The sequence below is a fragment of the Rhizobium leguminosarum bv. trifolii WSM2297 genome (genome assembly GCF_000271845.1).
The window spans coordinates 1863014-1889477 of the sequence record NZ_JH719395.1 but is presented as its reverse complement, the minus strand read 5'-3'; the positions used below and the strand labels follow the sequence as shown (position 1 = coordinate 1889477).

Here is a 26464-nt window from a genome sequence, read left to right as displayed (position 1 = left end):
GCGGGCAACGGAAACGGGAAAGACCGCCTATCGTGAGTGAAATCCGCCTTTACGTGACGACGACCGAAAGCAAGGCCGAAGAGATCCTCGACCTTCTGAGCGCGGTCTTCGGCGAAGAAGACTTCGCCATCGGCACCACCGAGATCGACGAGAAGAAAGACATCTGGGAAGCCTCGATCTATATGATGGCCGAGGATGAGGCCGAAGTGCATTCCCGCGTCGAGGACGCATTGCAGGCCGCCTTTCCCGATAGCCGGCTGGAGCGGGAAGTCATCCCTGATGTCGACTGGGTGGTGAAGTCGCTGGAGGGGCTGAAGCCCGTCAGGGCAGGGCGCTTCCTGGTGCATGGCTCACATGACCGCGACAAGGTGCGCCCCGGCGATATTGCCATCGAGATCGATGCCGGCCAGGCCTTCGGAACCGGCCATCACGGCACGACGGCCGGCTGCCTCGAGGCGATCGACGCCGTGGTGCGCTCGCGTCCGGTCCGCAACGCGCTCGATCTCGGTACCGGTAGCGGCGTGCTGGCGATTGCAGTGCGCAAGCTTAAGAACATACCGGTGCTGGCGACCGACATCGACCCGATTGCGACGCGGGTGGCGGCAGAAAACGTGCGCCGCAACGGCATCGCCTCGGGCGTCGTCACCCGGACCGCGCCTGGCTTTCATTCGACGGCCTTTTCCGAGCATGGTCCCTTCGATCTCATCATCGCCAACATTCTCGCTCGGCCGCTGATCCGCATGGCGCCGAAGCTTGCGACGCATTTGGCGCCCGGCGGATCGGTCATCCTTTCGGGGATTCTCGCGGCGCAGCGCTGGAAGGTGATCGCCGCCTATAGCGGCGCGAGGCTCCGGCATGTCCGGACGATCTGGCGGAACGGCTGGGTGACGATCCATTTCGATCGGCCCTGATTTTGGGTGGTGAGGCGAGGGGCTTGTCCTGCAATACTGTCTTGCTTGAGGTGTAACGTCTCCTCCCCACCCTCACGAAGTCAGTTTGTGCGGATAGGAGCATGCATTTCTCCTCCCTCATTCCTGTGCTTGTCACAGGAATCCAGCCACCGCGCGTCCGCGCGGTGAATAACGTTCACACCTGCGAGGAAGTCTTCCGCGCCCAAGGACTTGGGCGCACTGGATTCCTGTGACAAGCACAGGAATGAGGGAGGGTGGAGTGGCGCTTTGCCAAACTTCCGGCCAAATTGATGGATGGCATCGGAAATGAAACCGCTTCTCGCTCTATCTTGAAGGAAAGTCTTCCAAAAACAAAAAAGGCGGTGCCGATGGCACCGCCTTGGACCGGTCTATCCGGTCAATGCCCGCGAGCTCAAGGAGGAGGAGCGCTCGAGCGGGCTCTACTGCATTCCAATAGGCCGGTCCGGGAGGGAGGAGACGGACGGGCTTTCAGACTTAGAACGCGTAGCTGGGGGTGCCCTTGTGGCGGGCGGCGCGCTGGCCGGCGCCGAGCAGCTTGAGGCTGTCCTCGTTCTGCGGGCGGCGGGCGCCGATCACGTGACGCACGGTCTGGCGTTCGCCAGCCTGCACCGGGCTGCTATATGCGAAGCGCGAGAGAGAGGCGGTCATTTCAAAAATTCCTTTGTTGCCGGTTCATCGCGAACCGTTCGATGGCTGCTATATAGCTATTTTGAAATCCGGAGGCAGAGGGTTTCGCTCATGGGAGCCATGCGGCTAATGCATAAAGCGTGCCAAATTAACTTTTCGCGTCACAGTTCTGTCAAAATATTGGGCGGCATCGAGGGTTTCGAGTCGTTTCGTCGCTTTTTCTCCCCATCGATTGAAATTTCGCTAACATGGCAGGCATCCCATTTGCCGGATTCGTCTCAACCATTCGGGTTTTCAGTATGTTTCAGTCTTTCGAGGTTACTTCCACGCCGCAATTCGGCAGGGATCGCGTATCGGCGCTGCGCGCTGCTTTCGATTCGCTCGGCATCGACGCCTTCCTCGTGCCGCGTGCCGATGAGTTCAACGGCGAATATGTTCCGGCATGTTCGGAGCGCTTGGCATGGCTGACCGGTTTCACCGGCTCGGCCGGCATTGCGATGATCCTGCGCACGCAGGCAATCGTCTTCGTCGACGGGCGCTATGTGACGCAGCTTGCCGATCAGGTCGACGGGGCGGTCTTCTCGGGCGGCGATCTCGTCAACGAGCCGCCGCATCTCTGGCTGGCCGCAAACGGAGCCAAGGGGCTTCGGCTCGGCATCGATCCCTGGCTGCATGCGGGTGCCGAGGTGCGCCGTTTGGAACGAGCGCTTTCGCAGATCGGCGGCACGCTGGTCTTCCTGCCGCACAATCCGCTCGACAGGCTCTGGGGCGACCGGCCGGCCGAGCCGCTCGGCGCGGTCAGCATCCAGAATGTCGCGCAGGCAGGCCTGCTTGCCAGGGATAAAATCGCGACGATCGCCGCCGACCTTTCGAAGAAGAATCTGGCGGCAGTGCTGATTGCCGATCCCTCCTCGGTCGCCTGGACCTTCAATATTCGCGGCGCCGACGTGCCGCATACGCCGCATCCGCTGGCGCGCGCTATCGTCCATGCCGACGGGCGGGCCGATCTTTTCCTCGACAAGCGCAAGACCGGCATCGAGCCTGAGGCCTATCTCGCGCAGATCTGCACACAGCTGCCGCCGTCGGCGCTGGAGGAGAGGCTCGCTGCCGTTTCCAGGGACGGCGGCCGTGTGCTGATCGACCCCGATATCGCCTCCTATGCGCTGGCCGAGATCATCCGCAAGGCGGGCGGCGAAGTGGTGGAGGGTACTGATCCCGCCAAGCTGCCGCGCGCGGTGAAGAACGAGGTCGAGATCAACGGCTCGGCCGCCGCGCATCTGCAGGATGGGGCGGCGATGGTGGAATTTCTCTATTGGCTGTCGCAGACAAAACCCGGCACGGTCAGCGAGATTGCCGCCGCAGAGCATCTCGAAGCGGCGCGCGCCCGCGTCGGCCAAAACATGCAGAACCCGTTGAAGGACATTTCCTTCGACACGATTTCCGGTGCCGGCGAACATGCGGCGATCATGCATTACCGGGTGACCACCGAAACCAACCGGATAATCGAAGCCGGCGAACTTTTCCTGATCGACTCAGGCGCGCAATATATCAACGGCACGACCGACATCACACGCACGGTCGGTATCGGCACCGTCTCGGAAGAGCATCGCCGCTTCTTCACGCTGGTGCTGAAGGGGATGATCCAGATCAGCACGGCGCGTTTCCCGAAAGGCACACGCGGCTGCGACCTCGATCCGCTGGCCCGCATCGCTTTGTGGCGGGCCGGCGCCGATTTCGCCCATGGCACCGGCCATGGCGTCGGCTCCTATCTCTCGGTGCATGAGGGGCCGCAGCGCATCTCCAGGCTTTCGACGCAGGAACTGCTGCCCGGTATGATCCTGTCGAACGAGCCTGGCTATTACCGGCCCGGCAGCTTCGGCATCCGCATCGAGAACCTGATCTATGTGCGCGCTGCCGAAGAGATCGATGGCGGCGATGCGGCCATGCTCGGCTTTGAAACGCTGACTTTCTGCCCGATCGACCGCAGTCTCGTCATTCCAGAGCTTCTCACCCATGACGAGTTGCACTGGTTCAACGACTATCACAGCCGCACTCGCGAAGCGCTGATGCCGCTGATCCACGGTCACGATGTCAAGGCGTGGCTCGAAAACGCGACGCTGCCGCTGGAATACTAAGGGAAAGTGCCTGGGCGCTGGCCGTGCCGCTAGCGCTCAGACCCCGATCGTGTGGCGCCAGGTCATCACCACAATCCAGGCGGCAACCAGCATCCATGTATGGGTGAAACGCAGGCCGACGAAGAGGGCGGCGATCAGCGCCAGCTTCGAGTCCCAGCCGCCGATGAAGAAGGCCGGTGCGACCAGCGTTGTCAGCACGGCGGCCGGTACGGCATTCAGCGCCGCCTCCATGCGCGGCGGTATGCTCTTCATCCGGGTGATGAGGATATAGCCGCCGATGCGGGTGGCAAAGGTCGCGGCTGCGGCCGCGAGGATGACGAGCGCCATGTGAAGATCGAATTCCATGGCTCAGACCTCGTGCATTTCGGATTGCAGGGCAGCGGCTTCGAGATCGGGCTCCTGTGGCGGCAATGGCAGCAGCGCGGCGAGCACGATACCGGCGGCCGCACCGAGACTGACATGCCAGGGTGAGCCGACATAGCGATAGGCAAGCACGGAAGCCACCGCGCTGACGAGCGCCACCGGCAGGAAATTGTCGCGTTTGCGGAAGCCGAGGACAATGCCGAGGAAATAGGCCGGCAGCAGGATATCGAGGCCGATCGCCTTGGGATCGCCGATGAAGCCGCCGAGCATGCCGCCGCCGACGCTGATCAGCACCCAAGGAATGTAGATGATGATGCCGAAACCGAAATACCAGGCGAAGGTCAGCGGTCTGCCGGCCTCGCTGCGCTTCACCGCTTCGGCAAATTGCGGATCGACGAGCAGGAAGAAGGTGAAGAATTTCTGGACCGGCGTGAAGTGGCCGATGTAGCGCGCCAAGGCCGCTGAATAGAGCACATGGCGGAAATTGACGGCGAGGATCGACAGCACGATCAGCCAGGCATGGACATTGTGGCCGAAGAGTTCGATGCCGACCATCTGGCTGGCGCCGGCATAGACAGTGGCGCTCATGAAGGCGACCTCGGGAAGCGACAAGCCGTTTTCGACCGCGAGCGCCCCGAACAGTGCGCCGAAGGGCGCCGATGCCAGCGCAACGGCGGAGCCGCCCCGCAAACCTTCAACAAAGTCGGCGCGATTCATATGGGGTGATCCTGTTGGAAATTCAGCTTTCACTTATGGACTATGGCTTGAAACGGCAATTGAATTTCGTTGATTGACCAATCGATTTCGCTGAACCATCAAGGTCCTGACCGCTTTTCGCAAAGAGGCACGTATGAAGAAGATCGAATTTTCTAGGGAAGAAAAGGTTGAGATCGTTTCGCGCATCCGCGCTTATTTCGACCGGGAACTCGATCCCATCGGCGCGTTGCCGGCGGAATTCCTGCTCGATTTCTTCGCCGAGGAGATTGGGCCATACTTCTACAATCGAGGCCTGAGAGATGCCCAAGCCGCTTTGCTGAAGCGAATGGAAGATGTGGCCGAGGATATTCATCTCCTTGAGAGAGAAGAACAATCCCAGTTTCCCGAAGGCTGATCAGAACTCCACGATTGACTTAACGTCAAATTATGTCCTCGCCGATATTGTCGCGACACTTTCGTTTACTGGGTTGAGTGTCATTTGGCCGTGATTGTCTCTGATGTCGATGAAGCTCGATCGACCGCGCTCGGCAAGTCGTTGATCTTCATCATCTGGCTTGCCCTGGCGGCTGCACTTTGCTGGTCTGAAATCGTCTGGCGCGACGAGGTTCGCGCGCTGTCGCTCGCTCTTCAGGGCGACAATTTCATCGATATGCTTCGCCTGATGCATGGCGAGGGTCATCCCGCTCTCTGGTATATTCTGCTGCGCGCCGCCTATATCGTGGTCGGCTCGCCTGTGGTCCTGAAGATCGTCGCGCTGACGATCGCAGCGGCTTCGGCCTATCTTCTTGTTTTCAGGCTGAAACTGCCGCTGTCCATTATGCTGCTGTCATTGTTCAGCAGCTTTTCGATTTTCGATTATGCCGCGATGTCGCGAAACTACGGCATCAGCATGCTGATCATTTTCCTCATTGTCCTGAGTTGGGAGAAAGGAGCACGCAACGGCATATTGCTCGGCCTGTTGTTTGCCTTGCTGGCAAATACCAACGTCCATTCGGTCGTCCTCGTGGGCGGCTTTCTCGCTTTTTGGTTTTTCGATTTGGTTCTGACGCGACCAGGTCTCCCCTGACGGCATATCGGGGCTTCGTTACAGCCGCCGCCATTGCAGCGGTTGGAGTTGTTCTCTGTGTGATAACGGTCTATCCGACATTCAATGATACGGGGCAGAACGATCTCAGCGGCGAGAATTTCGCTTTACTCGTCATTCGTGCTCTCGTCCTGCCTAGCTCGCATTTTATGGGGTTCTATCCTTACAGCGTCATCGAATTGATCGTTGCGTCGCCGTTGGCTTCACGTATTTTTTCAGCGTTGATATCCGTGCTCATCTTCGGCAGCCTGTTGGCGCTGGCGAACCGGCGACCGGCGATGATCGCAGCGGCAATGGTTCTCTTCGGGCTTTCGTTGCTTTTTACGCTTGTCTATCCCGGCGGATACAGACATCAGGTGCTCTGGCTGGTTTTCCTGATCGCGATCACGGCATTGACACGGCGCGGGGCGGGCGTTCCTGGCATCGAGGCTGTCGGCGGCCCCGTAAAGTTCGGGCGTTTTTGCTTCCTGATATTGCTGGCGCTGCAGGTCGTGTCCGGTATCGAAAGGGTCAATCTGGCATTCGTAGCCGAAATACCCCTGAGCCGCAGCAAGGATCTAGGTGCGTTCATTCAATCGCGTCCTGATCTCAAGGACGCGATCATCATGGCGGATCCAGACTATCTCGTGGAGGCCTTGCCCTATTACGTCTCCAATCGCACTTACCTGCTGCGGGAGGAGCGGTTCGGCGCCATCGTGCGATATACAAGGAACGCTCGGCTTTCGCTCAGCCTTGCCGATATTCTGCAAACGGCGCATCGATTGCAGCAGAGCGAGCATGTGCCTGTCGTCATTCTTCTTTCACAGCGGCTTGATCAGATAGCCGCGCCCGTCTCCCTGCGTGAAAAGCTACGTCTGGCGACTGTCCCTAACGCCGGAAGACATTTCTGCCTTCCAGAGCGCGACAAACCTCGTCAAGCGTTTGGGAGCGGTTGCCGGAAGCGATGAGACTTATGACGTCTACGTTCTGAAATAAGGGGCTGCCGGCAGCTTATTCGCGCAACACGTCGACGCTTTCGATCACAGCGATGCCTCGCGCCCGCATTTCCTCGATGGCGGCGGCGACGCCTTCGGGGGTGATGCCGCGGCTTGCATCCTCGATGAAGCGGACGCGGACACCGGGGATCATCTCCAGCGCGTCGAGCGCGGAGAACTTGACGCAATAGTCGGTCGCCAGCCCGCAGACGTCGAGATCGGTGACACCCTGGCCCTCGAGGAAATCGGCAAGGCCGGTCGAGGCATCGCGGTCGTTGTCGCGGAAGGCCGAATAGCTGTCGATATCGGGATCCTCGCCCTTCTGCTGGATCAGGTCGATCTCTTCGGATTTCAGCGCGGGATGCAGTTCGGCATCGAGCGTGCCCTGAATGCAGTGGTCGGGCCACATCATCTGCGGCTTGCCCGACAGTTCGCCCATCTCGAAAGGCGCGGCACCCGGATGGGCGGAAGCGAAACTGCCATGGCCCGGCGGATGCCAATCCTGCGAGGCGACGATCAGATCGTATTTACCGCTGTCGATCAGGCTGTTTGCGACGGGAACCACCTTGTCGCCATCCGCTACCGGCAGATTGCCGCCCGGACAGAAGCCATTCTGAATGTCGACGAGCAGCAGCGCTTTCATCAAGGCCAATCCCTTCGCTTATTCCAGTGTAAGACGCCAAGCATATTGAACGCATCAACTAGTGGATTTCCGAGCGCCGACGCGCAAGTGTTAATTCTGGTACTAGCGGTAGTGGCTGGCTGAAAAAGAATACGCTAATGCAATCAATGCGAGAGCCGGCTGCTCTCGTGTCGAAATGGAGGAAAGGCGGAAGACGCTTCTGCGTCTGGTGGATCGAGGCTCCCCCGGCGGAGCCCCTTGCCGAACTATGCCGCGGTCGCGTCGTCGGCTGCGGAATCATCTGCCACGGGAGATGCGCCGTAGGTATTGCGATGGGCTTGGAGGGCCGTCTGCATGTCGCTCAGCACTTTGGTGAGGAGAGGATCGCTGTCGCCTGAAGTGCTGATCTTACTCGGATCGGCGGCGAGGAATTCTGCCTCGCTCAACTTGCCGTCGCCATTGCTATCCATCGCGGCAAAGACGCCCTTGGAGGCGTCGTCGCTCTGATCGCCGCCGTCGTTCTGATCGTTGCTGCCGTCGGTCTTCTGCAGGGACAGCATCAGCGACAGGATGTCGGCGGTGATCTTCTTGACGATATCGGCGCTGCTGTCGCCGCTGTCGGTGGCGGTCGCAGTCGTGCCGGATGATGAGGACTGCGATGCGGCGGCGAGCTCGTCCGCCGAAATGACGCCGTCGCCATTCTTGTCGAGGCTGGAGAGCGGAGACTGGTACTGGGATAATGTGCTGCCGAGAGATGAAACACTCGTCACTTGAACCTCCTTCGAAAAGTTCGTCGTGAAGCCCATCTTTCATGGACGGGCAGATTCCCCGCTAAGCTGATTTGCGCAAAGCGTCAAAGCGACGTTTTGACACGTTAATTTTTCGCTTACCAAAGGTATCGTGTTGGAATTATTGTATTTTTACAGTTTTATGGGTTCGGCCTAACGGAGTTCTGCGCCGGCGATCACATCAGAACGCGTCGCCGCGGCTTTGCGCATTTCGTTCGCCGTGCCGGAAGCGCGATGCTAGAACTGGAGTTAGAGAATGATGTCGCCCGAAAACCGCTTCACTTTTCGGCGTCATGCCCTCGGCCGATCTTGCTCACGGCAGCGATTTCTGCCTTTCTTGCTCAGAAGCAAGCCGGAAGCGAAACCATGTCCGAGGCAGAGCCGAACGAGAAGATCGATGCGACGTTCCGCAACGGATCGCTGACGGCGGCCGGGATCATCCTCGGCTTTTCGCTTAATTTCATCAGTGTCTGGGTTTCCAATCCCAATGACTGGAGCAGCATCGATATCCCGCCGATGTTGTTCCTGACCATCGGCATAGCCATTCAGGTGAAGGTCTTTGCCGATCTCCTGGCGCGGGACTCGCTGCTTGCCGTCAAATACGATCGGTCGCGCCGGCTCTTTCTGATCGGATTGGGAATCGTCGCCGCGGGCATAGGCATCGCGCTCGTCAACGACATCCTGGGTCTTGGCAGGATGCGGATGCTCGGGTGAGCGTTTTCGCGCCGTGCTGACGGACGTCACACGCGCTCGACGAACCCGTCCAGGACCCGCTTCTGCCCGGCGCGGTCGAACTCGATCGTCAGCTTGTTGCCTTCGATGCCGGTGATGTTGCCGTTGCCGAATTTCATGTGGAATACCCGGTCCCCGAGGGTGAACTTTGACGGTTCCGAGGACGTCGATTTCGCCACCAGCTCGCCTTCGATCGTCCGTCCCTTCGGGCCGCTTTCGCCATAACCGATGCGTTCGACGGCGTGGCCGGAGCGGCTGCCCCAATTGTCGCGGGTGGCGTCGGTCTTGTTGGCCTGGGCGCGTTTCCAGCCGGGCGTGGAATAGGAATTGGCGAAGGGTTCGGCCTTGTCGAAACGGGACTGGCCGTAGCCGCCGCGGCCGTAACCGCCGTAGCTCTGTTCCATTTCGGCGACCTCGACATGGGTTTCCGGCAGCTCGTCGAGGAAACGTGAAGGCAGGGTCGATTGCCAGAGGCCATGGATGCGGCGGTTGGAGACGAACCAGATGTGGCAGCGGTGCTTGGCGCGGGTAATGCCGACATAGGCGAGGCGGCGTTCCTCCTCCAGACCGGCGCGGCCGCTTTCATCCAGCGAGCGCTGGTGGGGAAAGAGGCCTTCCTCCCAGCCGGGCAGGAAGACGGTGTCGAACTCAAGGCCCTTGGCCGAGTGCAGGGTCATGATCGAGACGGCGTCGAGGTTCTCGTTGGTCTCTGCATCCATCACAAGCGAGACGTGCTCGAGAAAGCCGCGCATCGACTCGAAGCTTTCCATCGAGCGGATCAGTTCCTTGAGGTTTTCCAGGCGGCCGGGGGCTTCGGCGCTCTTGTCGTTCTTCCACATATCGGTATAGCCGGACTCTTCGAGGATCTGCTCGGCAAGTTCTGTATGCGGTGTGTTTTCAAGCAGTTCCTGCCACCGGCGGAAAGATTGAATCACGTCGAAGAGGGCTTTGCGCGCCTTCGGCTTCAGCTCGTCGGTCTCGATGATGTCGGCGGCGGCCGCAAGCATCGGGATATCGCGGGCGCGGGCATAGTCGTGCAACGCGCGCACCGTCGTGTCGCCGAGGCCGCGCTTCGGGGTGTTGATGATGCGCTCGAAGGCGAGGTCGTCGGAGGCTTGAGCGACCAGGCGGAAATAGGCCATGGCATCGCGGATTTCGAGGCGCTCATAAAAGCGCGGGCCGCCGATGACGCGGTAGTTGAGGCCGAGGGTGACGAAGCGGTCTTCGAATTCGCGCATCTGGAAGGAGGCGCGCACGAGGATCGCCATGTCGTTCAAAAGATGCTTGCCGCGCTGAAGCTGCTCGATCTCCTCGCCGATGGCACGGGCTTCCTCCTCCGAATCCCAGGAGGCGTGGACCTGCACCTTGACATCGTCCGGATCGGAGCGGTCGGTGAACAGCGTCTTGCCCAAGCGGCCTTCATTATGGGCGATCAGATGGGCGGCGGCCCCGAGGATATGTTCGGTCGAACGGTAGTTGCGCTCGAGCTTGATGACCTTGGCGCCGGGGAAATCCTTTTCGAAGCGCAGGATGTTGTCGACCTCGGCGCCGCGCCAGCCATAAATCGACTGATCGTCGTCGCCGACGCAGCAGACGTTCTGCGGTTCGCCCCTGGCGCGCTGGGCGAGGAGGCGGAGCCACATATATTGGGCGGTGTTGGTGTCCTGGTACTCGTCGACGAGGATGTAACGGAAGCGGCCGTGATATTCCTTCAGGAGATCCGGGTTCTTGCGGAAGATCGCGATCGGATGCATCAGGAGGTCGCCGAAATCGCAGGCGTTCAGCGTCGTCAGGCGCGCCTGATAGGCGAAATAGAGATCGCGGCCGCGGCCATTGGCAAAGGCGCGGGCGTCACCCTCGGGGATATCGGCGGGGCCGAGACCCTTGTTCTTCCAGGTGTCGATCATGCCGGCGAACTGTTTGGCCGGCCAGCGCTTGTCGTCGAGACCTTCGGCCTGGATCAATTGCTTGATCAGGCGGACGACGTCATCGGTATCGAGAATGGTGAAATCGGAGCGCAGGCCGACGAGCTCGCCGTGGCGGCGCAGAAGTTTGACGCCGATCGAGTGGAAGGTGCCGAGCCAGGGCATGCCTTCGACGGCGCCGCCGACCAGCAGCGCGATGCGCTCTTTCATCTCGCGGGCGGCCTTGTTGGTGAAGGTGACGGCGAGGATCTGCGAAGGGAAGGCGCGGCCGGTATTGAGGATATGGGCAATGCGGGTTGTCAGCACGCGCGTCTTGCCGGTGCCGGCGCCGGCAAGCACGAGGACCGGGCCTTCCAGGGTTTCGACGGCTTCGGTCTGCTCGGGGTTCAGTCCGGCGAGATAATTCGGCCGGCTGCCGCCGTCGCGGGCCGCCATGGCGCGGGCGGCAATGCCGCCAGTGGCGGGGGGCCTTCCGGCGGGCGCGGCAGGCGGCTGCGGCTTGCGCGCCATCTCGCCCGGCTCTTCGTCGAAGAAGGGGATATCGTCGAAACTATTGCTCATGGCGCGTAATGTAGTGATTCGGGAGGGAAAGACCAGAAAAGATGTTCTGCTTTCATTCCCAAGCCGCCGGTATCCCAAGGGGTTTGCGCATGGCGGCCGGGCCGCTGGATACGGCAGCGGCGACACAATGCAAAAATTTCAGCTGCACTCTGTCGGAACCCACGCCGGCGGGGCGTCCTTGGATCATCGGACCGTGGTCCGGATCAATCGTCAACAAGGAGGCTGTATCATGGCGAAGGTCGTTTCAAATCTCTGGTTCGCCGAGGAAGCGCGCGAAGCCGTCGAATTCTACGTATCTGTCATCCCGGACTCCAGGATCGGCCGCACCACCATCCTGCCGGCGGAAACGCCGAGCGGGCCTCCCGGCAGTGTCGAGCTGATCGAGTTCACGCTCGGCGATCAGGCCTTTCTGGCGATGAAGGCCGGCCCGCTCGACAGCTTCAACCATTCCTTTTCGATCGCGATTCTGCTGGAGAGCCAGGCCGAGATCGATCGGGTCTGGGATGCCTTTCTCGCCAATGGCGGCATGCCGGAGGCCTGCGGCTGGCTGAAGGACCGCTGGGGTCTTTCCTGGCAGATCGTGCCGCGTATTCTTTCCGAAATGATCGCAGACGACAACTACGAGCGGGCCAAGCGCGTGACCGAGGTGATGCTCGGCATGGTCAAGATCGATGTCGCCGCGTTGGAGAAGGCATTCAACGGCTGAATCGCGCCGGCGGCTAACGATTCGAACGACTGGCTTACGGCCGCGATGCGGCCGTTTCCATCAGTCAGGTGCGGACCGGCACGTACTGTCCCGCATCGACTCTGCACAGATTTGGCTGCCAATCGTCGATTTTTCGAAAATTCGAATCACGGGCGACATTGCACACCCTTTTCATATTTCTGTCACGTCGCGAAATGTGCTGATACCGCACGGGTGCTTTTTTCAACTATAATGAGAAACAGTTTCGTAGAGTAAAAATAACCGGTGCATGCACGTTTTTGTGCGTTGCAAGAAACAGCCGGTGAGCGTCGAATATACCTACGAAATTATTGATTCTTAGGAACGTCGTAGCCATCTCGATGGTTATACGACTTTGAGCCTGCGGCATAACCTTACTGGAGGGCCCATGCTGAACGAATCCGTATTCGATGCGTTTACGCGCAGTTACGAAGCGCGCCGCGAAACCGATATGTCGGTCGCCGAGTATCTCGATCTCTGTAAAAAGGACCCGATCGCCTATGCCAATGCGACCGAGCGCCTGCTCGCCGCAATCGGTGAGCCGCAGATGGTCGACACCGCCAGGGATGCGCGGCTCGGCCGGATTTTCATGAACAGGACCATCCGGATCTATCCGGCCTTTGCCGGCTTTCACGGCATGGAAGAGACAATCGAACGCATCGTTTCCTTCTTCCGGCACGCGGCGCAGGGGCTCGAAGAGCGCAAGCAAATCCTCTACCTGCTCGGCCCGGTCGGCGGCGGCAAGTCGTCCTTGGCGGAGCGGCTGAAGCTGCTGATGGAGGTTCATCCGATCTACGTGCTGAAGGCGGGCGACGAGATCAGCCCCGTTTTCGAAAGCCCGCTCAACCTCTTCGATCCGGAGACGATGGGGTCGCTGCTCCAGGAGCAATACGGCATCCCGCTGCGGCGCCTGAACGGGCTGATGAGCCCCTGGTGCCTGAAGCGGCTCGACGACTTCGGCGGCGACATTTCCCGCTTCCGTGTCGTCAGAGTTCAACCTTCGCGGTTGCGCCAGATTGCCATCGCCAAGACCGAACCCGGAGACGAGAACAATCAGGATATTTCGTCGCTGGTCGGCAAGGTCGACATCCGCAAGCTGGAGACCTACTCCCAAAACGATCCGGACGCCTACAGCTATTCGGGCGGGCTCAACCGCGCCAATCAGGGCGTGCTTGAATTCGTCGAGATGTTCAAGGCCCCGATCAAGATGCTGCATCCGCTGCTGACGGCGACGCAGGAGGGGAACTATATTGGCTCCGAGAATATCGGCGCCATACCCTTTTCAGGCATCGTGCTTGCGCATTCGAACGAGGCGGAATGGCAGACCTTCAAGGCCAACAAGAACAACGAGGCCTTCATCGACCGTATCTGCGTGATCAAGGTGCCCTATTGCCTCCGGGTGACGGAAGAGCAGAAGATCTACGAGAAGCTGATCGAGGGATCGGAACTCGCCGATACGCCGTGCGCCCCGGCAACGCTCGAAATGCTGGCTCGCTTTTCAGTGCTTTCACGCCTGCGCAAGCACGAGAATTCGACGTTCTTCTCGAAGATGCGCACCTATGACGGCGAGAGCCTGAAAGAATCCGATCCGCGCGCCCGCAGCGTTCAGGAATACCGGGATGCCGCCGGCATCGATGAGGGCATGGACGGCATATCGACCCGCTTCGCCTTCAAGGTGCTCGCCTCCACCTTCAACCACGACACCACGGATATCGGCGCCGATCCCGTCCATCTGATGTATGTGCTGGAGCAGGCGATCCGCCGCGAGCAGTTCACCGACGATGTCGAGAAGCGATATCTGGAATTCATCAAGGCCGATCTTGCGCCGCGTTACGCAGAGTTCATTGGCAATGAGATTCAGAAGGCTTATCTTGAATCCTATGCGGACTACGGACAGAACCTGTTCGACCGCTACGTAGACTATGCCGATGCCTGGATCGAAGACGTGGACTTCAAGGATCCCGATACCGGCCAGCTTCTCGACCGCGAGCTCCTCAATCAGGAACTGACGAAAATCGAAAAGCCGGCGGGAATTGCCAATCCGAAGGATTTCCGCAACGAAATCGTCAAGTTCTCGTTGAGGTCGCGGGCAGCAAACGGCGGAAAAAATCCGTCATGGACGAGCTACGAGAAGATCCGGGAAGTGATCGAGAAACGTATGTTCTCGCAGGTCGAGGATCTTTTGCCGGTGATTTCCTTCGGCTCGAAGAAGGATTCGGAAACAGAAAAGAAGCACAGCGAATTCGTCTCGCGCATGGCCGCGCGGGGTTACACGGAGAGGCAGGTTCGGCGCCTCGTCGAATGGTACATGCGCGTCAAACAGGCAAGTTAATGTGGAGCCAATATGCACATTGTCGACCGTCGGCTAAATCCGCGCGGTAAAAGTCTGGAAAATCGGCAACGGTTTCTTCGGCGCATGAAAGGCGCCGTGCAGCAGGCGGTAAAACGGTCTCTGCAAAACCGAAACATTCGCGATGTGCTCGACGGCGGTGAGATCAGCCTGCCGATCGACGGAATGGCCGAGCCGAGCCTTCGCAAAGGCGAGGGCGGCACCGCCGATCACATCCTGCCCGGAAACAGGGCCTTCGTCGAAGGCGATATCATTCCGCGGCCGCCGGGCAGGAACGGTGGGAAACCAAAAGATGCGGGCGAAGGCGATGGTGAGGACGGTTTCCGTTTCGTGTTGACCCGGGAAGAGTTCCTGGATGTATTTCTCGACGACCTGGAACTCCCAGACCTTGCCAAACGGCGTCTAGCCGAAACCGAAGAGGAAACTCCGTACCGGGCCGGCTATTCCGTGTCCGGATCGCCATCCAACATCGCCGTCGGTCGCACGACGCGGCTGGCGATGATGCGCCGCGTCGCCCTTCACCGTCCGCGCCGCGAAGAGATCGAGGCCCTGCAGCGGCAGATCGACGAGTGCGAGGACGGCGAGAGCCGCCTGGCGCTCGAGGCGAAACTCAAAGCCCTGACGGAAAAAAGCCGGCGCATTCCCTATATCGATCCGCTCGACGTGCGGTACCGCCGTTTCGAAAACGAGCCGAAACCTGTGGCCAAAGCCGTGATGTTCTGCCTGATGGACGTCTCCGGCTCGATGTCGGAACACATGAAGGATCTCGCGAAGCGGTTCTACCTGCTGCTCTATCTTTTCCTGTCGAAGCGCTACAAGAAAGTGGAGATCGTCTTCATCCGCCATACCGACAAGGCCGAGGAAGTCGACGAGGAAACCTTCTTCTACGGTCCGGCGACCGGCGGCACGCTGGTCTCCAGCGCCCTTGCGGCGATGCGCGGGATCATCGCGGCGCGTTTCGATCCGGCAGAGTGGAACATCTACGGTGCCCAGGCCTCGGACGGCGACAACGCCCATTCGGACGGAAACCTGAGCGGATCGCTGCTGCGCGAGATTTTGCCGCTCTGCCAGTATTTCGCCTATATCGAAGTCGGCGAAGAGGGCGGCGACTCGTCGGTATCGCGTTCGCCGCTCTGGATGCTCTATGACGGCATTCGCTCCGAGCTGCTGCCGCTTTCGATGCGCAAGGTCTGCCGGCGAAGCGAAATATTTCCTGTTTTCCACGATCTCTTCCAGAAGCGTGACGCACAATCGAGGGTGACGCCATGACGATGACGGTGAGGCCAAAAGAGCGGCTGTTGTTCGAGGGGGCCGACTGGGACTTTTCAACGCTGCAGCGCATCCACGACGCCTGCGAGGAAATCGCGCTCGGCGAACTCGGCCTCGACGTCTATCCGAACCAGATCGAAGTCATCACTTCGGAGCAGATGCTGGATGCCTATTCGTCGACCGGCATGCCGCTGTTTTACCGCCATTGGTCTTTCGGCAAGCACTTCGCGCATCACGAAGCCTTCTACCGCCGCGGCATGCGCGACCTCGCCTATGAGATCGTCATCAACAGCTCTCCCTGCATCTCCTATCTGATGGAGGAGAATACGGCGACGATGCAAACGCTCGTCACCGCGCACGCGGCCTTCGGCCACAACCACTTCTTCAAGAACAATTATCTCTTCAAGCTCTGGACCGACGCAGAAGGAATCCTCGATTACCTCGATTTCGCCAAGGGTTATATCACTCGCTGCGAAGAGCGTTATGGCGAGACCGCCGTCGAGCGGACGCTCGATGCGGCGCATGCGCTGATGTCGCACGGGGTGCATCGCTATGCGGGCAAGACCACCATCGACCTTCGCCAGGAGGAGAAGCGGCAGCAGGAGCGCCGTGCCCACGAGGAGCAGATGTTCAACGATCTGTGGCGCACCGTTCCCGTCGGCAAGGCCAAAAAGGCGAGCGACGGCGGCCTGGAAAAGCGCCGCGCCGCGCTCGGCCTTCCGCAGGACAACATCCTTTATTTTCTTGAGAAAACCGCGCCGCGGCTGCAGCCATGGCAGCGCGAGATCCTTCGCATCGTCCGCCATGTCGCCCAATATTTCCATCCCCAGCGGCAGACCAAGGTGATGAACGAGGGAACCGCGACCTTCGTTCATTACCAGATCATGAACCGGCTTCACGAGCGGGGGCAGATCAGCGACGGAAACTTCCTCGAATTCTTGAAGTCGCATTCCAACGTGGTGTTCCAGCCGAGCTATGACGATCGGCGGTTCTCGGGCTTCAACCCCTATGCGCTCGGTTTTGCGATGATGCAGGATATCGAGAGGATCGTCACGAAGCCGACGGAGGAAGACCGCGCATGGTTCCCCGATATATCAGGACGCGGCGATGCGATGGCCGTGCTGCGCGACATCTGGGCCAATTACCGCGATGAGAGTTTCATCAGCCAATTCCTCAGCCCGAAGCTGATCCGCCAGTTCCGGCTGTTCCATCTCTACGATGATCCGGAACAGACGGAAGGGGTTCTGGTTTCGGCGATCCACAATGAGCGCGGATACCTGCGCATCCGCCGCCAGCTTTCCCGCGAATACGATATCGGCTGGACCGATCCGGCAATCGATATCGTCGACGTCGATCTCGCCGGTGACCGCCGCCTGCTGCTGCAACATATCATGATGAACGGCAGCTATCTTCAGGAAGCCGACACCAGGCTTGTCCTGCAGCATCTCGCCGATCTCTGGGGCTACGACGTGTCGCTTCAGGAAATCGATAGTTCGAACACCGTGGCGAGGGAGCACACAGCGAGCCCGCGCAAGATCGTTCAATAATCCCCGCTATGTCTCCAAGCCGCGGCTGCCATCGATAGCGTGCAATTATCGATGGTAACGACGACAAAGGCTTAGTAATTTACCGCCGCTGCAATCGCTCATCACTCACCGACATTCCACGTTTGCAGCGACCTTCCGGGAGCGGACAGCGCGGAGACGAGAGACCATGAGTGAAACGCGGCGCAAGCTGACGACGATCTTCTGTGCTGACGTGCAGGATTATACCCGGCTGATGGGGGCTGACGAGGAGGGGACGCTTGCGGCGCTGAAGCGCTGCCGGGAGGCGATGGGACGCCTGATCGAAAGCCATGGCGGCCGTGTCATCAACACCTGGGGCGATGGGCTGATCGCCGATTTCCCAAGCGTGGTCGAGGCGGTGCGCGCGGCCGTCGATACCCAGAACGAACTTGCCGGTTTCAACGCCCGCCGCCCGGAAGACGGACGCATGCTGTTCCGCATCGGCATCAATCTCGGAGATGTGATCGTCGAAGACGACGACATCTATGGCGACGGCGTCAACATCGCCGCACGGCTTCAGGCCTCGGCTTCAGCCGGCGGCATCGTCATCTCAAGCACCGTCTACGACCAGGTCCGCAACAAGGTCGCGGTCGGTTTTGAGTTTCTCGGGCCGCTGATGGTGAAGAACGTCGATGAAGGGGTGCCGAGCTACGCGGTGAAGATCGGCGATGCCAAGGACGAGACGCCGCCTCCCCAACGACCGGGCCCCGCGCGGCCGCAGCCGGTGGCTGAGATTGCCGATGCGGGCCCGTTACCTGGCAGACGCAGACTGTTCGCTGTGCTCGGCGTCGTCGCGGCGGTGCTGATCGGCATCAATCTTTTATCATGGCAGGGCGTTTTCTGGGCGCGCTTTCCGGTGCTTGCGCTCGCCGTCCTCGCGGCGTTCACCTGGAATCGCAACCAGATCCGGTTCAACCGGAAGATTACCTCGCTGGCGATCGTGGCGCTCGGCATTGTCGGCATCAACCTCTTCACCTGGTCGGGGCAGTTCTGGGCGGTTTGGCCGATACTGGGAATTGCAGCCGTCATCGGCTTGCGATGGTCAATGGGCCGATAGAGATTCAACCCGCATCGGCAGAGGTTTTTCACGGCATCTCGCCTGTCAATCGGCGGTGTCAAAGACACGGCGAGGGGTTGTTCAAGCAAAAGTGAGCGGCCGGGTTATTTCCATTCTTTGCTGATATTACAAATCGGTAATGCCGGCTGCTTATGCTTGCCGGTAAGCTGTAAACGCGCGATATTGTCGCATCAGACGGGAATCTTGATCCCGCGGCGCCTCTTTCGACCGACCCTGGTCCAACCTCGAGTCCCTCCGGAGACGTGCATGGCCTTTTGGAAGCAGTTTATACTTTCGCTCATCGTCATTGTTGCCGGTTTTGCCGCGTGGGTTTTCTTTGTGCCCGGTGCCGGCGATACGATGCGCGATGCGGGTATTCCAGACGGCATCGTTTCCAAGATCGCGCCGAAGGCGGAGACGGCGGATGCCGACGCTCCCGCCCGGGCGCAGGGCCAGCAGCGTGGCGAGGGACAAGGTCAGGGGCAGAACCGCCGCAATGGCGGCGGGCGCAACGGCGCCATTCTCGTCGCAACGCAGGCCGTCGTCCAGGGCGTCGTCAACGACCGGCTGAATGCCATCGGCACCGGGGATGCGATCCGTTCGGTCGCTGTGACCGCACAGGCATCGGGCACGATCCGTGAAATCCTCATCAAGTCGGGCGACAATGTGAAGGCCGGCCAGGTGCTCGCCAAGCTCGACAGCGAAGAACAGGTGATCGCCCGCGGTCAGGCTGATGTAGCGGTCAAGGCCGCCGTCGAGAAATCCAATCTCTATCACAACATCAAGTCCAGCGTGTCGCGCATGGACGTGTTCGATTCCGAGATCGCCGAGCAGGGGGCGCGGCTACAGCTGCAGGCCGCGGAACTCAATCTCGCACGGCGCAACATTATTGCGCCGATCGACGGTATCGTCGGCATCGTACCGGTCAATATCGGCGACAATGTCACGACGAGCATCCCGATCGTCACGCTCGACGACCGTTCGGAAATCCTCGTCGACTTCTGGGTGCCGGAGCGCTTCGCAAATACGGTGTCGGTCGGCCAGCCGGTCGAGGCGATGTCGGTGGCAAAGCCCGGACAGGTATTTTCAGGCATGGTCGAGGCCGTCGACAACCGCATCGACGCGGCAAGCCGCACGCTTCGCCTGCGCGCCAAGATCGACAACAGTTCGGATGAACTGCGCGCCGGCATGTCCTTCAGCGTCAGCATGAAATTTCCCGGCGACAAATATCCGGCGGTCGATCCGCAGTCGGTGCAGTGGGATTCGCAAGGCTCCTTCGTCTGGCTCGTCAACGACGACAAGTCGCACAAGGTGCGGGTCAGCGTCGTGCAGCGCAACCCGGATTTCGTGCTTGTCAAAGCCGATCTCAAGGACGGTGACAAGATCGTGACGCAGGGCCTGCAGCGCGTGCGTGAAGGCGGGGCGGTGCGCGTTTCCGCCGAAATGGCCTCGAATGGGGAGGCCGTCACCCGATGAGCGTGACCGAGATTCATCAGGATAGGGCCTCGGGAAAACAGAGTTTCACCGCGCTTTTCGTTCGCCGGCCAATCCTGGCGTTGGTGTTCAACACGCTGATGGTCGTCGCCGGCCTTGCGGCTTACGTCGGCGTCGAAGTGCGTGAACTGCCGGATGTCGACCGTCCCGTCGTCACCGTGCGCACGACCTTCGACGGTGCATCGCCGCAAACGATCGATCAGGAACTGACCAAGGTGATCGAGGGCGCGGTCGCGCGCGTCAGCGGGCTGAAATCGATCTCGTCGACCTCCTCCTTCGGCCTGAGCCGAGTGACGCTGGAATTCTCGGATGCGATCGATCTCGCGGTCGCCGCCAACGACGTGCGCGACGCGATCGGCCGGATCACCCAGAACCTGCCCGATGAAGCGGACGCGCCGCAGATCGTCAAGGCGGATTCGGATTCCTCGGCGATCATGCGCCTTGCCGTCACCTCCACCAAGCTCAACATGGACGACCTGACGCAGCTCGTCGAAAACGAGGTGATCGATCGCCTCGCTTCCGTCGACGGCGTCGCCGATGTCGAGGAATATGGCGACCAGGAGAAGGTCTTCCGCGTCGATGTCGACCAGGGCGCTCTGGCGAGCCGCGGGCTGACCATCGGCGACCTGACGAAGGCGCTCGACAATGCCGCGCTCGATGTGCCGGCCGGATCGCTGAAGAGCAATACGCAGGATATCGTGGTGCGCGCCACCGCCAACCTGCAGACGCCGGCGGATTTTTCCAACGTCATGCTGCAGGACCGCGTCCGGCTGGGCGACGTCGCGACGGTGACACTCGGACCGCGCGACGGCGAAACGGCGCTGCGCTCCAACGGCAAGCCCGGCATCGGCCTCGGCATCATCCGCCAGGCGCAATCCAACACGCTGAATATCTCGACCGGCATCAAGGCTGCCGTCGAGCAATTGTGGAAGACGCTGCCCGAGGGTACGACGATCGCGATCACTAGCGACGACGCCGTTTTCATCCAGGGTGCGATCCACGAGGTGGTTCTGGCGCTGGCGCTCGCCGCCATCATCGTTACCGCCGTCATCTATCTCTTCCTGCGCGACTGGCGGGCGACGTTGATCCCGGCGGTCAGCATGCCGGTGGCGCTGATCGGGACGCTGGCGGCGATCTATATGGTCGGTTTCTCCATCAATATCCTGACGCTGCTGGCGATCGTGCTGGCGACCGGCCTCGTCGTCGACGACGCGATCGTGGTGCTCGAAAACATCGTGCGGCGACGCGCCGAAGGCATGGGGCCGCGGGCGGCCGCCGTGCTTGGAACGCGCGAGGTTTTCTTCGCGGTTGTCGCGACGACCGCGACGCTTGCGGCCGTGTTCATCCCGCTCTCCTTCCTGCCGGGACAGGTCGGCGGCCTGTTCCGTGAATTCGGCTTCGTGCTCGCCTTCTCCGTCGGCCTGTCGTCGATCGTGGCGCTAACGCTTTGCCCGATGCTTGCCTCGCGCATGCTGACGAAGCCGATGCTCGAGGATCATGGTGCGCTCGGCCGTCTGGGCGGGGCGCTCGCCCGGCTCTACAAATGGGCGCTGCACGGCTGTCTCAATGCGCCGTTTGTCGTCATCCTGTTTTCAGTGATCTTTGCTGGTGCAGCCGTTATCGCGTTTTCGACCGTCAAGAGCGAACTGACGCCCGAAGAGGACCGGTCGATGGTGATGATGCGGCTGACGACGCCGCAGGGATCGAGCCTCGAATATACCCGCGACAAGATGCAACTCGTCGAAGAATATCTGCAGCCGCTGGTGACCAGCGGCGATATCCGCAACGTCTTCTCGATCTCCGGCCAGGGCGGTTCGCTGAACAGCGGCTTCATGGTGCTGACGCTCGCCCCCTGGGGAGAGCGCCAAAGGACGCAAGCCGAGATCGTCGGCGACATCAATCAGGCGGCAGCGAGGGTGCCGGCGCTGCGCGGTAACGCCATCTCCTCCAACAGCCTGCGCATCCGCGGCGCCGGCAGCGGCGTGCAGATGGCTCTGATCGGCAATGATCACGAGGCGCTGACGGCGGCAGCCGCCAAGCTGGTCCAGGCGCTCGACGCCACCGGCCAATACGATACGCCGCGGCTGACCAACGAGCCCAGCCAGGCGCAGGTGTCGGTGGCGATCGACCGCGAGCGCGCTTCCGATCTCGGCATCGACATCACGGGGCTTTCAACGGCGATCCAATCGCTGCTCGAAGGGCGCTCGGTGGTCGACGTCTTCGTTGACGGTGAATCCTATCCGGTGCTGCTGACCTCAACGACGCGGCCGATCGACGACCCCACAGACCTCGAAAACGTGTTCCTGAAGACGGGCGACGGCAAGATCGTGCCGATGTCGGTCATTGCCTCGATGAAGGAAGGTTCGGTCGCGCCGCAGCTGAACCGCGAGCAGCAGCTGGCCTCGGTGGCAATCACCGCCGGCCTGAAGAACGGCATGTCGCTCGGCGACGCGGTCAAACAGGTGACGGAACTTGCCGCACCGCTGCTGCCGGCGGGCTCGCGTCTGCTGCCGCTGGCGGAAGCCGCGACGCTGGAAGAGAATTCAAGCGGCATGGCGCTGACCTTCGGTTTTGCCATCGTCATCATCTTCCTGGTGCTGGCGGCGCAGTTCGAAAGCGTGCTGTCCTCGCTGATCATCATGTCGACGGTGCCGCTTGGTCTTGCCTGCGCCGTCTTCGCCCTTGTCATCACCGGCTCCAGCCTCAATATCTACAGCCAGATCGGCCTCGTGCTTCTGGTCGGCGTCATGGCGAAGAACGGCATTCTGATCGTCGAATTCGCCAATCAGCTGCGCGACCGGGGAGAGGACGTGCGCTCGTCGATCGAAAAGGCCTGCGCGTTGCGCCTCCGCCCTGTGATGATGACGATGATCGCCACCATCCTCGGTGGCGTGCCCTTGGTTTTTGCCCATGGCGCCGGCGCCGAAGCGCGCGTGGCACTCGGCTGGGTGATCGTCGGCGGTCTCGGCTTCGCGACGCTGGTGACGCTGTTCATCACGCCGGTCGCCTATCTGCTGCTCGCCCGCTTCGGCAAGCCGCATGCCCATGAGGAAGCCCGGCTGCACGAGGAGATGGCGGTGGCGACGCGGCCACGCGCTGTGCCCGACGAGGAGCAGTTGCAGGCCGCCGAATAGGCCTTTTATCCGAACTGAAGACGTCGCCGGATCCCATTCGGCGGCGTTTCTTATGGTGTATGAAACCTTGAAAAATAAGATAAATTACTTCTGAAGTTTAGCCGTTTGTTAAGCATAAACGGCAATGATCGTGACCAGCAACCGGCTGGTCTTCTTCGTTTCTTGAAGGCTGCAACGCGCTGGGCTCCCAGCGACCCCGGACATGAATGTCCGCGCGGCAACGGTTCATTTCTTGTGCAGTTTGCGTCCTGTTTGCGTTTTGGAGTTTAGTTCCCGTGAGTATTTATCAGCGCGTCTCCGTGGACGCGGCGCTTCATGTGCTGCGCGATATCAACCGGAATATGACGGTCACCCAAAACCACATCACGACCGGCATGCGTGTGGCAAAAGCCGCCGACAATGGCGCCTATTGGTCGGTCGCCACCACCGCCCGCACCGACAACAAGGCTGTTTCGGCGATCCAGGATGCGCTCGGCATGGCGGCGGCGACGATGGGCACAGCCTATACCGGCGTCGAGAACGTCATCGACGTCGTCTCCGAGATCAAAGCCAAGCTGGTTGCCGCGACCGAAGACGGCGTTGACAAGAACAAGGTCAACGAAGAGATCAAGCAGTTGCAGGAGCAGCTGCGCAGCGTTTCGGAATCGGCGACCTTCAACAGCGACAACTGGGTAATTCTCAACAACGACGCGACGCCGACGCAGCCGCGTCAGATCCCGGCCTCTTTCATCCGCAATGCCGACGGCACGGTCTCTGTGGGTATGCTGAGCTATCATATCGACAATACGCCCGTGGGGGCGACGACCTCCAAGGACGCGCGTTATTTGATCGACGATCGCGCCACCGGTTCGGGGGAATACGGCGTACTGACATCGGCCTATTTCGCCACCGAGCTCGGCGCTTCGCAGAATTATGTCCTGATGGAAAGCAAGAACGGCACCACGACCGGGCAGGTGGTGATCTCGCTTTCGGCCGCCACGACGAAGGGACAGATCGGCGAAATGATCAGTGTCGTCGATGCTGCGCTGACACAGCTGACGACGGTTGGTTCTGCCTTCGGCGCACTGGAGAAACGCATCAACCTGCAGAACGATTTTGCCACCAAACTGCACGACAACAACACCGCCGGAATCGGCCGGCTCGTCGATGCCGACATGGAGGAAGAGTCGAGCAAGCTCAAGGCGTTGCAAACGCAGCAGCAGCTTGGCCTGCAATCGCTGAACATCGCCAATGCGACTTACGACACCGTGCGGCAGCTGTTCCAGAATTTCTGATGGGGCGATTGGATGCTAGGGGTGGTGCTGCGCTGTCTATTCGATTGTTAATAGCCCAGGATACTGGCGGTCGATTTGGAGGGCGTGCCACCCACTCTCCCTCATTCCTGTGCTTGTCACAGGAATCCAGTGCGCCCAAGTCCTTGGGCGCGAAAGACTATTTCTCCTGTGGTATGGAGTCACTCACCGCGCAGACGCGCGGTGGCTGGATTCCTGTGACGAGCACAGGAATGAGGGGGATAGGTGGGCGCGCCTCAACGACTCCCGTAGAGACGTCAGTCGATCACCGCCCCGCAACCAGACAAGGACATGCAGGTTTGGCGAAGCCGGCGGGAGCGCTGTCCTTCGCTAAAACTGGTGATATCAGCGCATCGCCGCAACACGGCTGCTGTTTTGGCGCCTGAAATTCCCTTATCAACAGAGCATCTTCATTTTCTTGCCGCAATCCTTGCCATTTGCTCGCATCAGCTTCGAACGGAGACCATCCTGTCCATGATCAAGAAATTCCTACTTCTGGCTGTTGCAGCAAGCTATCTGAGCGCCTGCACCACCACCGACCCTTATACCGGCGAACAGAAGGTTTCCAATACGGCGGGTGGCGCGGCGCTTGGCGCGCTTGGCGGTGCTCTCGTCGGCGTGGCTGTCGGCGGCGGCGGCCACGGCAAGCGCAACGCAGCGCTGATCGGCGCCGGCGTCGGCGCGCTTGCCGGCGGCGCGATCGGCAATTACATGGACCAGCAGGAATCCGAGCTTCGCGCCCAGCTCGAAGGCACCGGCATTTCGGTGACCCGCAACGGCGACAACATCATCCTCAACATGCCGTCGAACATCACCTTCGATGTCGACCAGGATGCGGTGAAGCCGGGCTTCTATGCGACGCTGAATTCGGTGGCGATCGTGCTGCGCAAGTTCAATCGCACGCTGATCGACGTCAACGGCCACACGGATTCGACCGGCAGCCTGCAGCACAATCAAGACCTGTCGCAGCGCCGCGCGCTTTCCGTCGCCGATTATCTCGGCGGCCAGGGTATCGACCAGCGCCGCGTGTCGGCCGTCGGCTTCGGCCCGTCACAGCCCGTTGCCTCCAACGCAAGCGAGGCCGGCCGCGCCCAGAACCGTCGCGTCGAGATCCAGATCGCGCCGATCACACAGGGCTGAGCCTGTTTCGACAGTTGCTAGGGAAGGCCGGGTCCAGTGCCCGGCCGCCGACCCTCGATTGCCGACGGCTGTCAGCTGACGAAGCTGATGAGAACGGCGGCAATGACGGTCGCCAGGATGGCACCGTTGATCACGATAGAAGTCTGACGCGGCGACATCTTAAGGATCGCGCCGACGACCCCCGCTACAATGAGATTCACGAGAATCGTCAGAACGCCATTCTCGACATTCAACAATAAGAGCATGACGACTACCGTTACGATGCTCGACACGGCGATGATGACGAGGCCTTTCCAGGCTTGAGCCTCAGCATTCCTGGCGCCCAGCGCCCCGCCCACCGAACTCGCCAAGATAGTTACGACAGCCAATTCCGCTTCCGTCATTGATTCCTCCATCACCGATGGATGGAGTTATGATCGCTTGCCGAAAATTTCAACTCCTGGTCGACTGTGTGGTGATTGCTCTCTTCGGATGTAAGGCCGGGCACGCGATAGTGGGCGATGCGTCGAACCCCATCGACATGGCCAGCTCTTTAGTGCTGCATCGTCGCGCCCTTGGTGATCTTGTCGACGATCTTCTTTTCAGCGCGCAGCGCGATGCCGACCACTTTCGCATCCTCGGGCGCGAACTCGGCGAACACGGCGCGGTTGGCGGCGTCGTGGCCGGTCGCAAACATCTCCTCGATGAAGAGCGAAGCGGTGACATCGCGCTCCAGCGCGCGGCGGTGGATGGCCGACATTGCCGCCTCGTCGGCGGAGAGCACGATGATCGGCTGGGCCGATAATGGATTGTAGAGATTGCCGGCGCGGTCCTTGTAGGGTTCGCCGATGATCTCCGGATGTCCGCCGGCGACGCCGGTCATCAGGAAGGCGGTGACATTCAGTTTCTGCCAGCCGGCAAGATTGTTTCGCAGAACGACGGCAATTTTGGTATCAAACATCGGACAGTCTTTCACCTCGGGTTATGGAGTATCGGGCCG

Annotated in this window: 21 protein-coding genes and 1 pseudogene; 14 read left to right on the top strand and 8 right to left on the bottom strand. The window is 60.6% G+C overall.

All coding sequences use genetic code 11. The features are described 5' to 3' along the window. Window positions 1-32: 32 nt before the first annotated feature. On the top strand, window positions 33-911 hold the full coding sequence (locus RLEG4DRAFT_RS24565; RefSeq protein ID WP_003580846.1) for a 50S ribosomal protein L11 methyltransferase: 879 nt from the start codon (window positions 33-35) through the stop codon (window positions 909-911). A 495-nt stretch (window positions 912-1406) separates the two neighbouring features. On the opposite strand, the gene RLEG4DRAFT_RS40995 is transcribed toward RLEG4DRAFT_RS24565, so the two are convergent. Beyond that, window positions 1407-1580 (bottom strand): hypothetical protein, encoded by a 174-nt coding sequence (locus RLEG4DRAFT_RS40995; RefSeq protein WP_003580843.1) that lies wholly within the window; start codon window positions 1578-1580, stop codon window positions 1407-1409. Between the two features lie 278 nt (window positions 1581-1858). Here RLEG4DRAFT_RS40995 and RLEG4DRAFT_RS24560 point away from each other — a divergent pair, with 278 nt between their 5' ends. Next, complete coding sequence (locus tag RLEG4DRAFT_RS24560; protein ID WP_037094781.1) at window positions 1859-3694, top strand: aminopeptidase P family protein; 1836 nt, start codon at window positions 1859-1861, stop codon at window positions 3692-3694. A gap of 36 nt (window positions 3695-3730) precedes the next feature. On the opposite strand, the gene RLEG4DRAFT_RS24555 is transcribed toward RLEG4DRAFT_RS24560, so the two are convergent. Together RLEG4DRAFT_RS24555 and RLEG4DRAFT_RS24550 are read right to left on the bottom strand one after the other, a co-directional pair. Further along, window positions 3731-4039: an AzlD family protein gene (locus RLEG4DRAFT_RS24555; RefSeq protein WP_003580839.1), complete on the bottom strand. Its 309-nt coding sequence runs from the start codon at window positions 4037-4039 to the stop codon at window positions 3731-3733. A 3-nt stretch (window positions 4040-4042) separates the two neighbouring features. Beyond that, entirely contained in the window at window positions 4043-4774 is a 732-nt protein-coding gene (locus tag RLEG4DRAFT_RS24550; protein ID WP_003580837.1) for an AzlC family ABC transporter permease, read from the bottom strand. 133 nt (window positions 4775-4907) lie between these two features. Here RLEG4DRAFT_RS24550 and RLEG4DRAFT_RS24545 point away from each other — a divergent pair, with 133 nt between their 5' ends. Beyond that, entirely contained in the window at window positions 4908-5168 is a 261-nt protein-coding gene (locus RLEG4DRAFT_RS24545; protein WP_003580835.1) for a DUF2164 domain-containing protein, read from the top strand. Between the two features lie 84 nt (window positions 5169-5252). Then, window positions 5253-6833 (top strand): annotated as a pseudogene (locus tag RLEG4DRAFT_RS24540) (hypothetical protein). Window positions 6834-6848: 15 nt separating this feature from the next. Here the strand turns inward: RLEG4DRAFT_RS24540 and pncA are convergent. Together pncA and RLEG4DRAFT_RS24530 are read right to left on the bottom strand one after the other, a co-directional pair. Next, window positions 6849-7475 carry a bifunctional nicotinamidase/pyrazinamidase gene (pncA, locus tag RLEG4DRAFT_RS24535; RefSeq protein WP_003580829.1) on the bottom strand — a complete coding sequence of 209 codons (627 nt, stop codon included), beginning with the start codon at window positions 7473-7475 and terminating at the stop codon, window positions 6849-6851. A gap of 245 nt (window positions 7476-7720) precedes the next feature. Next, window positions 7721-8224, bottom strand: coding sequence for an EF-hand domain-containing protein (locus RLEG4DRAFT_RS24530; RefSeq protein ID WP_003580828.1), 504 nt, complete (start codon window positions 8222-8224; stop codon window positions 7721-7723). A gap of 384 nt (window positions 8225-8608) precedes the next feature. Between RLEG4DRAFT_RS24530 and RLEG4DRAFT_RS24525 the strand changes: the two genes are divergently transcribed. Beyond that, a complete protein-coding gene (locus RLEG4DRAFT_RS24525) occupies window positions 8609-8956 on the top strand; it encodes a hypothetical protein (protein ID WP_003580825.1) in 348 nt (115 codons plus the stop codon). Between the two features lie 26 nt (window positions 8957-8982). Here RLEG4DRAFT_RS24525 and RLEG4DRAFT_RS24520 read toward each other — a convergent pair whose 3' ends face one another. Beyond that, window positions 8983-11460, bottom strand: a complete 2478-nt coding sequence (locus tag RLEG4DRAFT_RS24520; RefSeq protein WP_003580822.1) for an ATP-dependent helicase — start codon at window positions 11458-11460, stop codon at window positions 8983-8985. Window positions 11461-11689: 229 nt separating this feature from the next. Between RLEG4DRAFT_RS24520 and RLEG4DRAFT_RS24515 the strand changes: the two genes are divergently transcribed. The 9 genes from RLEG4DRAFT_RS24515 to RLEG4DRAFT_RS24475 all read left to right on the top strand — a co-directional run bounded on the left by RLEG4DRAFT_RS24515 (window position 11690) and on the right by RLEG4DRAFT_RS24475 (window position 25485). Next, on the top strand, window positions 11690-12166 hold the full coding sequence (locus RLEG4DRAFT_RS24515; protein WP_003580820.1) for a VOC family protein: 477 nt from the start codon (window positions 11690-11692) through the stop codon (window positions 12164-12166). A gap of 406 nt (window positions 12167-12572) precedes the next feature. Continuing rightward, window positions 12573-14516, top strand: coding sequence for a PrkA family serine protein kinase (locus RLEG4DRAFT_RS24510; protein WP_003580819.1), 1944 nt, complete (start codon window positions 12573-12575; stop codon window positions 14514-14516). A 12-nt stretch (window positions 14517-14528) separates the two neighbouring features. Next, entirely contained in the window at window positions 14529-15803 is a 1275-nt protein-coding gene (locus RLEG4DRAFT_RS24505; protein ID WP_003580817.1) for a YeaH/YhbH family protein, read from the top strand. Continuing rightward, window positions 15800-17350 carry a SpoVR family protein gene (locus RLEG4DRAFT_RS24500; protein ID WP_003580814.1) on the top strand — a complete coding sequence of 517 codons (1551 nt, stop codon included), beginning with the start codon at window positions 15800-15802 and terminating at the stop codon, window positions 17348-17350. The genes RLEG4DRAFT_RS24505 and RLEG4DRAFT_RS24500 overlap by 4 nt, the downstream gene beginning before the upstream one ends. Before the next feature lie 166 nt (window positions 17351-17516). Continuing rightward, a complete protein-coding gene (locus tag RLEG4DRAFT_RS24495; protein WP_003580813.1) occupies window positions 17517-18425 on the top strand; it encodes an adenylate/guanylate cyclase domain-containing protein in 909 nt (302 codons plus the stop codon). Window positions 18426-18692: 267 nt separating this feature from the next. Next, the gene (locus tag RLEG4DRAFT_RS24490; RefSeq protein WP_003580812.1) at window positions 18693-19901 is read left to right on the top strand and encodes an efflux RND transporter periplasmic adaptor subunit; all 1209 of its coding nucleotides are present in this window, start codon (window positions 18693-18695) and stop codon (window positions 19899-19901) included. Further along, window positions 19898-23053, top strand: coding sequence for an efflux RND transporter permease subunit (locus RLEG4DRAFT_RS24485; protein WP_003580810.1), 3156 nt, complete (start codon window positions 19898-19900; stop codon window positions 23051-23053). The genes RLEG4DRAFT_RS24490 and RLEG4DRAFT_RS24485 overlap by 4 nt, the downstream gene beginning before the upstream one ends. 275 nt (window positions 23054-23328) lie before the next feature. After that, the gene (locus RLEG4DRAFT_RS24480; protein WP_003580808.1) at window positions 23329-24327 is read left to right on the top strand and encodes a flagellin; all 999 of its coding nucleotides are present in this window, start codon (window positions 23329-23331) and stop codon (window positions 24325-24327) included. A 492-nt stretch (window positions 24328-24819) separates the two neighbouring features. Further along, complete coding sequence (locus tag RLEG4DRAFT_RS24475) at window positions 24820-25485, top strand: OmpA family protein (RefSeq protein WP_003580806.1); 666 nt, start codon at window positions 24820-24822, stop codon at window positions 25483-25485. A gap of 71 nt (window positions 25486-25556) precedes the next feature. Here the strand turns inward: RLEG4DRAFT_RS24475 and RLEG4DRAFT_RS24470 are convergent, their stop codons facing one another. Then, window positions 25557-25868: a hypothetical protein gene (locus RLEG4DRAFT_RS24470; protein ID WP_003580804.1), complete on the bottom strand. Its 312-nt coding sequence runs from the start codon at window positions 25866-25868 to the stop codon at window positions 25557-25559. A gap of 149 nt (window positions 25869-26017) precedes the next feature. Beyond that, the gene (locus RLEG4DRAFT_RS24465) at window positions 26018-26425 is read right to left on the bottom strand and encodes a DUF2000 family protein (protein ID WP_003580802.1); all 408 of its coding nucleotides are present in this window, start codon (window positions 26423-26425) and stop codon (window positions 26018-26020) included. Window positions 26426-26464: the final 39 nt, after the last annotated feature.

What these genes read in the sequence shown, in the direction of transcription:
- RLEG4DRAFT_RS40995 (WP_003580843.1), bottom strand. Translation starts at nt 1,580, where the DNA reads ATGACCGCCTCTCTCTCGCGCTTCGCATATAGCAGCCCGGTGCAGGCT.
- RLEG4DRAFT_RS24560 (WP_037094781.1), top strand. Translation starts at nt 1,859, where the DNA reads ATGTTTCAGTCTTTCGAGGTTACTTCCACGCCGCAATTCGGCAGGGAT.
- RLEG4DRAFT_RS24555 (WP_003580839.1), bottom strand. Translation starts at nt 4,039, where the DNA reads ATGGAATTCGATCTTCACATGGCGCTCGTCATCCTCGCGGCCGCAGCC.
- RLEG4DRAFT_RS24550 (WP_003580837.1), bottom strand. Translation starts at nt 4,774, where the DNA reads ATGAATCGCGCCGACTTTGTTGAAGGTTTGCGGGGCGGCTCCGCCGTT.
- RLEG4DRAFT_RS24545 (WP_003580835.1), top strand. Translation starts at nt 4,908, where the DNA reads ATGAAGAAGATCGAATTTTCTAGGGAAGAAAAGGTTGAGATCGTTTCG.
- pncA (WP_003580829.1), bottom strand. Translation starts at nt 7,475, where the DNA reads ATGAAAGCGCTGCTGCTCGTCGACATTCAGAATGGCTTCTGTCCGGGC.
- RLEG4DRAFT_RS24525 (WP_003580825.1), top strand. Translation starts at nt 8,609, where the DNA reads ATGTCCGAGGCAGAGCCGAACGAGAAGATCGATGCGACGTTCCGCAAC.
- RLEG4DRAFT_RS24520 (WP_003580822.1), bottom strand. Translation starts at nt 11,460, where the DNA reads ATGAGCAATAGTTTCGACGATATCCCCTTCTTCGACGAAGAGCCGGGC.
- RLEG4DRAFT_RS24515 (WP_003580820.1), top strand. Translation starts at nt 11,690, where the DNA reads ATGGCGAAGGTCGTTTCAAATCTCTGGTTCGCCGAGGAAGCGCGCGAA.
- RLEG4DRAFT_RS24510 (WP_003580819.1), top strand. Translation starts at nt 12,573, where the DNA reads ATGCTGAACGAATCCGTATTCGATGCGTTTACGCGCAGTTACGAAGCG.
- RLEG4DRAFT_RS24505 (WP_003580817.1), top strand. Translation starts at nt 14,529, where the DNA reads ATGCACATTGTCGACCGTCGGCTAAATCCGCGCGGTAAAAGTCTGGAA.
- RLEG4DRAFT_RS24500 (WP_003580814.1), top strand. Translation starts at nt 15,800, where the DNA reads ATGACGATGACGGTGAGGCCAAAAGAGCGGCTGTTGTTCGAGGGGGCC.
- RLEG4DRAFT_RS24495 (WP_003580813.1), top strand. Translation starts at nt 17,517, where the DNA reads ATGAGTGAAACGCGGCGCAAGCTGACGACGATCTTCTGTGCTGACGTG.
- RLEG4DRAFT_RS24490 (WP_003580812.1), top strand. Translation starts at nt 18,693, where the DNA reads ATGGCCTTTTGGAAGCAGTTTATACTTTCGCTCATCGTCATTGTTGCC.
- RLEG4DRAFT_RS24485 (WP_003580810.1), top strand. Translation starts at nt 19,898, where the DNA reads ATGAGCGTGACCGAGATTCATCAGGATAGGGCCTCGGGAAAACAGAGT.
- RLEG4DRAFT_RS24475 (WP_003580806.1), top strand. Translation starts at nt 24,820, where the DNA reads ATGATCAAGAAATTCCTACTTCTGGCTGTTGCAGCAAGCTATCTGAGC.
- RLEG4DRAFT_RS24470 (WP_003580804.1), bottom strand. Translation starts at nt 25,868, where the DNA reads ATGACGGAAGCGGAATTGGCTGTCGTAACTATCTTGGCGAGTTCGGTG.
- RLEG4DRAFT_RS24465 (WP_003580802.1), bottom strand. Translation starts at nt 26,425, where the DNA reads ATGTTTGATACCAAAATTGCCGTCGTTCTGCGAAACAATCTTGCCGGC.